Raw genomic sequence first — 10,478 nt, forward strand, 5'->3', positions numbered from 1 at the left:
AACACCAATATGAAATCACTGTTTGCTCTCCTGTTTTTGTTCTCTCTGCAGTTGTTTTCTGCCCAGGAAGAAGAATCTGTTTATGCTGATGGAGTCTTTCAGTTTGAAGAAAATAAAACTCAGAAGGTTTTTACAGATGGGACAAGAGTACGACAGAATCCTGATCTTAATTCTCCTATTGTGGATTCTTTACCAACTAATCAGCAGATCATTATTCTTAAAAAAGATGAAACGATTCTGAAGCTGGGACAAAGACGTGCGAACTGGTATAAAGTTTCTTATCAGATAGGAGATCGAAACTCTGAAGGATATATATGGGGAGGGAACCTCTGTATAGGATATAGAAATAAGGACGGATATGATTTTCTTTTTGGAATATCAAAAACAGTTAGTAGAAAAGATCCTAAGTTTAATGAAAGGTATGAGCAAAATATTGCATGTATAAAAATGATGGAAGGAAATAATTTAATAGGTGAAGTAACATTTAATACGGGAAGAAATGAAGAATTAAGCTTTACAACATTTACGATTGAAAGTGGGCATAGACTTAAAAATATTGATTTTACTTTAAAAGCTAGTGTGGGTGGAGAAGCCTGTGGTATTGCCTCTTATAGTCAATATATATTGGTTGGAAATAAAAAAATGATTGCTCTTCCCCAGTTAACAAATGTAGGAGATGCAGATATTTTCTATCATAGTGAAGAATTTATTTTTCCCAATGATAAAGGAGGAATTGCCAATGCTTTTATTTTCAAAATGGAGGAAATGGAAAAAGATGAGGTAACGGAGAAAGAAAAAATAAAAAGGGCTTCCAAAACTTATCTATGGAACGGAAGCTCTTATAAGGTGAAATGAAAATTTATAATGGGAATTGTAAGTTAAATACAGTTCTCTTTTATAATACATTTTATTAGTTGTTATTTATCGGATGCTGATTGCCTGAAGTCCAGCCTTGCTGCTTGAAGTGGGTATTGATGGGGATTGGTATAGAAGAGGCTGAAGGAATAAGGCTTTGATTGTTGCTGCCGGAACTGCTGCTTTCACTATCATCATTTTTTGCCATTAAAAGACGATAATCAATGCTTATAACGGTAATTCCTTCATCTGTGAGTCTGTGATAGTGTACCTTGTCTCTGCTACCCCAGCAAAACCTCCGCCCAAAACAAAAATAAGATAAGGTTGAATTTTATTTCCACCCTACTTAATTGCATTACCTCTATTCGTAAAATATCTTTCCTTTAATGGCATAAGTGAACGTTTGTTTTGATACGTCAGGAGATAGGGAAGTTTGAGCTTGAACATTTTTCCGACTAAAAACACATAAAGAAACTTAGAAAATATAAATTTTTCTTTTTCATATTAATTAGGACTAGAGATCTACGATAATAGATGTGTGGTAGTATAAAAGTAAATATAATTAGGATGATTAAGGTGAAGAGAGAATGATTGTAAAAGTCGGGGCGGCAGGATTCGAACCTGCGACCTCCTGGTCCCAAACCAGGCGCGATGACCGGACTACGCTACGCCCCGAAAATATAAATGATCTCCATTTTGAGGATGCAAATATAGAAAACAGTTTTGTTATTTGAAATAGAAAGGAAGTATTTTTAAGCGACTGTTTAATCTTTTCTTATGATTAGTATCACAAAAGTTATGACACAAAGTTCCTTGTTTGTAAATATTGTGAAATTATTTTCATTACTGATGTTTTTACCCTCTTTTTAAAGAAGGCTTTATTGATGTATTGACAACGATTATTCTAATTCTTCAATGAAAATCTTTACGGCTGAAGCTGTTGTAGGATTTGTTTTATCACTGGTTAGAATTGCATTTATCCGATATATTTTTTGAGAAGATATGGCAGAAATAATATAAGATGTCATATCATCATTACTTGGATTTAAACCATCTGCATCTAATGCAATATACGTGTTAGCGGCAGCATTTCCTCTTCCATATCCACCTTGTCCTGTTGTAGCTCCTGTTCCCCCTCCAAATAGCCATCGGGAAAATGAATAATTATTCTGAGTGGTAAATTTAAATTGGAAACGTGCTCCTGACTGATAAGAGTTGGGTGATGTTCCTGCAAATCTTACACAAATAACCCCGATACAGGTCTCGGAATTGGTGGGAGTAGATGCATTGATAGGAGAAGTAGTTTTAAGTCCATACTTTAAGATCTTCTGATTGGCAGGTAAGGCACTTTGACCTAATAATGTCAAAATCCAGGTAGCCCCGCTTGTTGCTCCGTTACTTTTGATAAATGCAGTGGAGCCTGGAGGAATTGTAATGGTACTTGAATTGGCAACCTGAATATCTATGGTTTCAGTTCCATTAGCACTTACAGTGATAGTACTGGCAGCACTCCCGTTTCTGATTTCATAGATGCGTCCTCCGAAATTTCCTGTTCCTGATTGTGCGGCAGGCAAGCTGATAGTGATATTTGAAGTGCCTTTATAATCTAGGAATTCATCTGAAGCAGTAGCTGTATCGTTTCCCGTTACCAGCCTGTATTTCATAGACATTGATCCATTTACTGTCAGTGTACTACCTGGATTAGGTGTAGCTATTCCTACTTGAGCATTTAAAAATGGAAATACACTTAAAGTGCAAAATAATAGAAATGTTATTTTTTTCATTCGTATAAGTTTATGGATACAAATGTATATATATTTTTAATTGAATGGGATATGGGTATGATGGTATAAATTAATTATTTGGTGGTAAAACTTTTATTTATTAAGGTTTTCGGATTTAAAAATATCAAGAATAGTAAACATAATTAATATTTATTATGATTATGAATTTATTTTTTTTTATAAAATATTTTAATTAAGTAAAAAGATAAAGCTCTGGTTGGGAGAATTAGTTTTCAAATTCAATGTGGATTTGTTTTGGATTCATAGTAAAAACAGGCCTTATTCTTGTTATTAAGTATCTGTATATCATCTATTTGCTCCATTCTACGACTAAACTGTAATCATAGCGGTATCTTACCGAATAGTACTCTTTGTAGTCGAATGTTTCCCCTTTTCTTAAAATTGGTTTCCCTAATACAAATATTCCTTCATATAGGCTACTTGTACCTTCTTTTTTTAAACAAGAAAATTCCGAATTTGCGAAAAAGATCTGTTGAAATATATTGAAACAACTTTAGATAAAGCAGTCAAAGAATCATAACTTTAAAAATATAACTCTAAAAGTGTTTACTGACATAAAAAAAGGAGACAACTATTATATAGTGTCTCCTTAAGTGAGCGCGAAAGGATTCGAACCTTTGACCGTCTGCTTAGAAGGCAGATGCTCTATCCAGCTGAGCTACGCACCCTAAAAAATTGATTCTCGCTTAGTTTCTAAGCTTTAAAGTCGGGGCGGCAGGATTCGAACCTGCGACCTCCTGGTCCCAAACCAGGCGCGATGACCGGACTACGCTACGCCCCGAATTAAATATTTGCTGCGGAGGGTATGAGATTCGAACTCATGCGACCATAGGCCGACAGTTTAGCAAACTGCTCCGTTAACCACTCCGGCAACCCTCCTTTTTAACGTTTATTTTTAATGATCGTTGTTCCGTTATTGCGAGTGCAAATATAGAACAGATTTCTTTATTTACCAAATAATTTTTGCGAAAATTTTGCGTATTTTTGAAGTAATAAAAGACAAAAAAAGTAAACTAATGCGTAAGACATTATATATCATCGGATTAAGCGCCTTTGTTTTTTCGTGTGCTCCACAAAAAAATGTAAAAAAAAATCAAAGCAAGACAAAAACTCCCGTAACACAGCCGAAAACGGTGGTGAAACAGCAATCGGACGAGAAGCCTAAACCACAAATTATAAATGAACGTGGGATAGAATTTTTTACAACTAATATTGCTGATCCTACTAAAAATGATAATACGGCAAGCTATGGTTCCATTGTTTCTGCAAAACCTAATGGATATAAGGTTGTGAAAACCTATTTTCCAGCAATTGCTCAGAATTTCAGACAAAAATATTTAATACTGCATTATACGGCTTTACTGGATGATAAATCTGTGACAGTACTTACTCAGCAGTCTGTAAGTTCCCATTATCTTGTAAATAATATGGGAGATAATGAGATCTATCAGTTGGTGGATGAAAATAAAAGAGCTTATCATGCCGGAATAAGTTCATGGAGAAATGATAAGAATCTTAATGATACTTCTATAGGAATAGAAATCGTAAATACCGGATATACTACAGATGCTACAGGAAAGAGAATATTTGCACCTTTCAGTGATGAACAGGTAAGAAAAGTGGCGGCTTTAGCTAAAGATATTGTAGTAAGATATCAGATTCCGGCTACGAATGTCCTGGCACATGCAGATATTGCCCCTACAAGAAAACAAGACCCAGGCCCAATGTTTCCGTGGAAAAAATTGTATGATGAATATCAGATAGGTATGTGGTATGATGAAGCCAGCAAGCAGAATTTCTATACTATGGCTTTAACTGATTTTTCGACCCGTTATAATGAACCTTCGTTTATATATCTTATACAAACAGCATTGCAGAAGTTTGGATATGGTATACAGCCAAGCGGAACATGGGACGATGCTACCAAAAAAACAATCGAAGCATTTCAGTATCATTTCCGGCCTCAGAACTATGATGGAATAATGGATCCGGAGACCTGGGCAATACTGCAATCTCTTAATCAGAAATATCCTGTAAAATAAATCAAAAAGCGCATCAATGTTGGTGCGCTTTTGTTATATATTTGCTTTGTGAAAAATAAATAAAAAATAAATTATCTGTAATGGAAAATTTCAGACAAGAAAGCGATTTATTAGGTGAACTGAACGTTCCTGTGGGAGCTTACTATGGGGTTCAGACACAAAGAGCAATTAATAATTTTAAAATTTCTGGCCAACTTTTATCATCATATCCTTATTTTATAAAAGGACTGGCTTTTGTAAAAAAGGCAGCTTCAAAAACCAATTATGAATTGGGATTATTAGATGAAAGTTTGTATTTTAAAATAGCAGAGGCTTGCGATGATCTTATAGATGGGAAATTCCATGATCAGTTTCCTGTAGATATGATTCAAGGGGGAGCAGGAACTTCTATCAATATGAACGCTAATGAGGTAATAGCCAATATCGTCCTTGAAAAATTAGGAAAAGAGAAAGGAGATTATGAATTTTGTTCACCAAATGATCATATAAATCTTTCTCAGTCTACTAATGATGCTTATCCTACGTCTATTAAAATGGCACTTTTGCAGATGAATGACATTCTGGTAGATAAACTGGAAAAAATTATCGAAGCTTTCCGTGAAAAAGGAAAAGAGTTTCAGGATGTGATCAAAATGGGAAGAACCCAGCTTCAGGATGCAGTACCTATGACGATGGGGCAGGAGTTTGAAGCTTTTGCAGCTACTCTGGAAGAAGATATTTCCAAACTGAATAATAATGCCAGTCTTTTTGTGGAAGTAAATATGGGGGCTACTGCCATAGGAACAGGATTAAATGCGCCGGTTGGATATGCTGCATTATGTGCTAAGAATCTGACCCAGCTTACAGGATATCCGATTGTTTCAGCTCCCGACCTGGTGGAGGCAACACCCGATACCGGTTCTTATGTAATCTATTCATCGGCAATGAAGCGTCTTGCTTTGAAATTATCTAAAATATGTAATGACTTAAGATTGCTTTCTTCAGGACCGAGAGCCGGATTATTTGAAATTAATTTACCTCCGATGCAGCCCGGATCTTCTATTATGCCCGGAAAAGTAAATCCTGTTATTCCGGAAGTGGTGAATCAGGTTTGTTTTAAAATTATCGGGAATGATCTTACTGTCACTTTTGCAGCCGAAGCTGGACAATTACAATTGAATGTAATGGAACCTGTGCTTTCTCATGCGATCATGGAAAATATTAATTTCCTTTGTAACGCATTGGATACACTTCGTGAAAAATGTGTAGTAGGAATTACTGCTAACAGAGAAGTTTGCCTGAATATGGTAAAACACAGCATTGGAATTGTTACTGCTCTTAACCCATATATCGGATATAAGCAATCTACAAAAATTGCAAAAGAAGCACTGGAAACCGGAAAAAGTGTTTACAATTTAGTACTCGAAAAAGAAATTCTTTCCCAGGAAAAGCTGGATGAAATTCTTGATCCTAAAAATATGCTTAAACCTCACAATAAGTAAAAATAAAAAAATAAAATCCTGTTCATATTAAAAAGCATGGACAGGATTTTATATAATCCCATTCAACCTCTGAAAATACGTGAGATTTTTAATTATCATCCCTGCACATAACGAAGAAGAACATCTTGGGTCTACTCTTGAATCTTTAGTATTACAAAGTTTCAGGGATTTTAAAGTGATTATCGTTAATGATGGCTCTACAGATAATACACAGGGAGTTATTCAGCAGTATACCGATAAAGACCCACGTTTTGAATCTGTCATCCTTCAAAAATCAACTCATCAGCCCGGATCTAAAGTTGTTAACGCTTTTAAAAAAGGACTTGAAACACAGAATCCTGATGATTTTGAAGTGATCTGTAAATTTGATGCCGATATTATTTTACCCGAAAACTATCTTGAAACTGTAGATAATACATTTAAAGAACGGCCTGAATATGGATTGGTAGGAGGTTTGTTATATATTCAAACAGAAACCGGAGATTGGGTGTATGAAGGAAATTCCAATAAAAAACATGTAAGAGGTCCTATGAAGGCTTACAGGAAAGAATGTTTTATGGAGATCGGAGGACTGAGGGAAACATTAGGCTGGGATAATATTGATTCCATTATTCTTGAACATTTGGGCTGGAAGGAAATAGTTTTACCGGAATTACATGTGAAACTTATTAAAGTAAAAGGAAAAGATTACACAGTCAAACAATCCGAGTATTATGGCAAATATTTTTATTTTTTAGGGCTCAATAGATTTCTTGCATATATAGCATCTCTTAAAGAGGCTTCCAAAAGTAAATCAGTTTCTTTTTTCTTTCAGATCATTACATCCTATGAAAGATGCAGGTCGTCTAAACTGGAACTGAAAATCAGTAAAGAAGAACAGAGAATAATTAATAAGCAGAGATGGACAATGCTGAAAAAGAAATGGTTGAAAATTTAAGTATTATATTTTGAAAAGGATAGCTTACATAGAACTGGATACCCATGCTGAAATTGCTCAGAACTTCATTGAAGTGATGGAGAATTCAGAAATTTTTACTGTGGACTATTATTTTTCAAAAAAGATCAGGGATCAGATCAAAGGTGAAAAAGTGAATATATTTTTGTCTGATAGCTCAATGATTCTGGATCAGCTGAGAAATCAGAAATATGATCTCATTATTATCGGAACTGTTCACCGTTATTTTAATACCTATTTAGCTGTTGCAAGTAAATACAATACTGCAGTTATTATTCATAATCTTAATTTTATCCGGACTTCGGGAGTGAATCTAATGAAGAATATATTAAAGGAAGATTGGATTTACAGACTTAAACTATGGTGGAAAGAAGGATTATATTACTCTTCTAAAATCTACAAAAAAGCAAAAAGTCTATTGGTTTTGGACCGGGAATTAGGTGCTTCTTCATTCACTTATTTGCCTCTTTTTTATACTAGAAAACTCAAGCGAAATGTCAATGAGCATCTGGTTATAGGTATTCCCGGGGGCGTTTCGCAGAAAAGAAGGGATTATCAACATATTTTTAATACTATCAAAAAGCTTCAGCCTTCAGAAACCATTGAATTTATATTCTTAGGAAAAGCAAAAGGGGAGGAGCTTGAAGCAATAGAAAAACTGTATAAAGAATTACCTTCTTCAATTAAAATTCAATACTTTACAGAAAGAGTTTCACCTGAGGATTTTGATCAGTTAATGACTCAGGTAGATGTTTTGTGGTGCCCTATCCAGCAGCAGACAGAGTTTTTCAGCCAAAAAGAATGGTATGGCAAAACAAAAATGACTGGAAATATAGGAGATGCCATTAAGTACGGGAAATTAGCTGTTTTTCCATCCGACTATTCCTCAAATTTGGATTTTATATTTCCTGAAGAAGAAGATATAATTAAGCAGTTCAGGAAATTGAAGGAAAATACCTTTGATTTTTCTGAAAAATATTCTCCGGAAATTGTCTTAGAGGATATAGAAGAAACCTTGATGCATCTGATTTCTACTTAAACTTCAAAACACTTTTAATGAATTTCATATTCAGGTAATCTTCTATCGGGAATATTTTGGTGAAATAATTTCCTATGAAAATGAGGATCAGTACTACAGCTGGTTTATAAACCAGATTAATGAAATTATTATTAAAATTAGGCAGCACGATCGCTACGGTAATCGCTAACGTACAGATGATAGAAACAAAAATCATTTCAATGGTTAAAGGAGATACTTTAAACATGATATAATTGAAAATAATCTTGATTACGTTATAAGTCGTGAGTGAAATGGCAGTAGATAAAGCGATTCCTATTAATTTTAATTCTGTGTTCTTAATGAAGTAATAGTTTAATCCAATAGTAAGTCCGGCCAGTAAAAGCATAACCAGAATATTGAAACGATAGTATTTTGAAAGTGAAATAATATTACCGTTAAATCCTGTGGCCAGATCAATTAATACGGCGGAACCCCAAATCCATACGACAGGCTCATATTCTCTCAGCATAACACCGTTCTTAGGCATAAACTCAGTCAGATAAGGAAAGCCAACCATAATACAGGAGAATAAAACAGCGCCTAAAAAGTACAGTGACAATGAAGTTTTTTTGTGAAACCTGTCAAGCTCTTCCATATCCCCCTCCGCTAAAGTCTTATTGATAATAGGAGCAGAAATGTTGAATAATCCTAATTGAGGAATGGAAATTAATGAGATCAGCGCGTAGAGAACAGAATAGATCCCTACTTCTTCCATTCCCATAAATTCCCCGATCATAAAACTATTGATAGCTAAGTAATTGCCAAATGTTCCCAGAAAACCAAAGAAACTGTAATTGAAAAAATCCTTCCAGAACCCATCTTTCCTGAAATAGTCCATATTGAAATCGAGCTGTATTTTTTCCAGTTTATTGGTATAGTAGATATATCCGAAAAGCATTAAGGCGAACATTCCAAAGAAGAATGCAAAAGCAATTTTTTGGGATAAAGCAAAATAAAAGAATAGGCAAAAAGCTCCTAAGTTAGCTATTTTAGGAAATAAATTATCAAAAATATTAGAAACGACAATTCTTTTATAATTAGAGGTGTACTTATTAAAGATAGTACAAAGAGAAAGTGTTAAAATGAGCGGCAGTATCATTTCCTTGATTTTCCAGGCTTCAGTATGCCTGAACTTGGGAAATAAATAAGGGAGTACAAAAAATATGGCACAGAATATCAGGAAATTAATAAAAACGGCAAGCAGCGATAAAGAAAGCATATTCTGTTGTTTCCCTGCTTTTTCAGTAGTATGGAAAAATTTCACATTTGAATAGGAAATTCCCAGTACAACAAAAGGTACCAGCATTTCAGCAGTAGGAAGAATATAGCGTAATTTTCCGTAAAATTCAAAATCATTGGGAAAAATGAATATAGCCGAAACAGTGCCCAGCAAAAAGCCGATATAACCTATGATCGAGTATTTAAATCCTTGCCTTGCTACTACACTCATATTGTTTTCTGAATATTTTTAGGAATAAAAATAATATTGTTGATGTAAGCTGTTTTATTCTTTTCATCATGGGTGTTGCCCAATATGATTTCCTCCGTAAGTTTTTCAAGCTGAAAATGATTCCTATTGAGATAATGGCTGTCATAGCCCCATGATTCTAATTCTGCTATTTCACTCCAGATCGGTTTCTCATGATGACGTTGTTCCATTTCTACCATAAGGGTAGGAAAGAAATGCCGGATTGTTTTTTTTGCACCTAATAGAGTTTTCATTTCATTACCTTCTACATCGATCTTGATAAAATCCAGTCTTTTTAGGTTTTGTGTTAATAGCCATTCGTCAAGTGAAATAACATCTACTTTTTCAGTATAGCTTTTTTCTTCACCTTTTTCTTTGTAAGAAGTATTTAATGTACCTCTGGAGGGAACCATTTTTCCATTGATAACAGGCACTTTAAATTCTGCTGTAGTTTTTTCATCAGAAAGTGCTACCGGTGAAACATGCATCTTTGGGAATAATCTTTTCAGACGGGTAAAAAGCTTTTTATTAGGTTCAAAAGCATAGATGTTTTTAGGATTTAGTTTATCCTCGAACTGATAAAGAAAGGTCCCGACATTAGCTCCGATGTCAAAAATAACAGATTCCGGAGACAGGTACTCCTTGATCCAGACTAATTCCGGTTCTACGTTTCGTTTCGAAAAATTATCCTTACTCAGATTATTTAAACTTTTAAAATATCTTTTCTTGTAAAAATTCGGACTGATATATTGTAGTTGTTCTGCAATTCTTTGATATAAAGACATCCTAAGTTTTTTGAAAGACTACAAAGA

At 34.4% G+C, this 10,478-nt stretch carries 9 protein-coding genes and 4 tRNA genes; 5 read left to right on the forward strand and 8 right to left on the reverse strand.

The features are described 5' to 3' along the window. Nucleotides 1-9: 9 nt before the first annotated feature. On the forward strand, nt 10-855 hold the full coding sequence (locus tag Q0A18_RS11435; RefSeq protein ID WP_292010281.1) for an SH3 domain-containing protein: 846 nt from the start codon (nt 10-12) through the stop codon (nt 853-855). 66 nt (nt 856-921) lie between these two features. On the opposite strand, the gene Q0A18_RS11440 is transcribed toward Q0A18_RS11435, so the two are convergent. The 6 genes from Q0A18_RS11440 to Q0A18_RS11465 all read right to left on the reverse strand — a co-directional run bounded on the left by Q0A18_RS11440 (nt 922) and on the right by Q0A18_RS11465 (nt 3,539). Continuing rightward, on the reverse strand, nt 922-1,053 hold the full coding sequence (locus Q0A18_RS11440) for a hypothetical protein (protein ID WP_292010282.1): 132 nt from the start codon (nt 1,051-1,053) through the stop codon (nt 922-924). Nucleotides 1,054-1,455: 402 nt separating this feature from the next. Next, nucleotides 1,456-1,530 (reverse strand) — tRNA-Pro (locus Q0A18_RS11445). 224 nt (nt 1,531-1,754) lie between these two features. Next, entirely contained in the window at nt 1,755-2,639 is an 885-nt protein-coding gene (locus Q0A18_RS11450) for a hypothetical protein (RefSeq protein WP_292010283.1), read from the reverse strand. Between the two features lie 615 nt (nt 2,640-3,254). Continuing rightward, nucleotides 3,255-3,328, reverse strand: a tRNA-Arg gene (locus Q0A18_RS11455). A gap of 38 nt (nt 3,329-3,366) precedes the next feature. After that, nucleotides 3,367-3,441: transfer RNA gene (locus Q0A18_RS11460), tRNA-Pro, on the reverse strand. Nucleotides 3,442-3,457: 16 nt separating this feature from the next. Further along, nucleotides 3,458-3,539, reverse strand: a tRNA-Ser gene (locus Q0A18_RS11465). A gap of 137 nt (nt 3,540-3,676) precedes the next feature. On the opposite strand from Q0A18_RS11465, the gene Q0A18_RS11470 reads away from it, so the two are divergent. From Q0A18_RS11470 to Q0A18_RS11485, 4 genes are all read left to right on the forward strand, one after another. Further along, nucleotides 3,677-4,702: an N-acetylmuramoyl-L-alanine amidase gene (locus Q0A18_RS11470; RefSeq protein ID WP_292010284.1), complete on the forward strand. Its 1,026-nt coding sequence runs from the start codon at nt 3,677-3,679 to the stop codon at nt 4,700-4,702. An 80-nt stretch (nt 4,703-4,782) separates the two neighbouring features. Then, a complete protein-coding gene (gene aspA / locus Q0A18_RS11475) occupies nt 4,783-6,183 on the forward strand; it encodes an aspartate ammonia-lyase (protein ID WP_292010285.1) in 1,401 nt (466 codons plus the stop codon). Between the two features lie 79 nt (nt 6,184-6,262). Continuing rightward, nucleotides 6,263-7,120 (forward strand): glycosyltransferase family A protein, encoded by an 858-nt coding sequence (locus Q0A18_RS11480; RefSeq protein WP_292010286.1) that lies wholly within the window; start codon nt 6,263-6,265, stop codon nt 7,118-7,120. A gap of 10 nt (nt 7,121-7,130) precedes the next feature. Further along, nucleotides 7,131-8,177: a hypothetical protein gene (locus Q0A18_RS11485; RefSeq protein WP_292010287.1), complete on the forward strand. Its 1,047-nt coding sequence runs from the start codon at nt 7,131-7,133 to the stop codon at nt 8,175-8,177. On the opposite strand, the gene Q0A18_RS11490 is transcribed toward Q0A18_RS11485, so the two are convergent. Together Q0A18_RS11490 and Q0A18_RS11495 are read right to left on the reverse strand one after the other, a co-directional pair. Further along, nucleotides 8,170-9,648, reverse strand: a complete 1,479-nt coding sequence (locus Q0A18_RS11490) for an oligosaccharide flippase family protein (protein ID WP_292010288.1) — start codon at nt 9,646-9,648, stop codon at nt 8,170-8,172. The genes Q0A18_RS11485 and Q0A18_RS11490 overlap by 8 nt on opposite strands. Then, a complete protein-coding gene (locus Q0A18_RS11495) occupies nt 9,645-10,451 on the reverse strand; it encodes an FkbM family methyltransferase (protein ID WP_292010289.1) in 807 nt (268 codons plus the stop codon). The genes Q0A18_RS11490 and Q0A18_RS11495 overlap by 4 nt, the downstream gene beginning before the upstream one ends. Nucleotides 10,452-10,478 lie beyond the last annotated feature (27 nt).

This window comes from Chryseobacterium sp., assembly GCF_022712095.1.
In the GTDB taxonomy this organism is placed as follows: domain Bacteria; phylum Bacteroidota; class Bacteroidia; order Flavobacteriales; family Weeksellaceae; genus Chryseobacterium.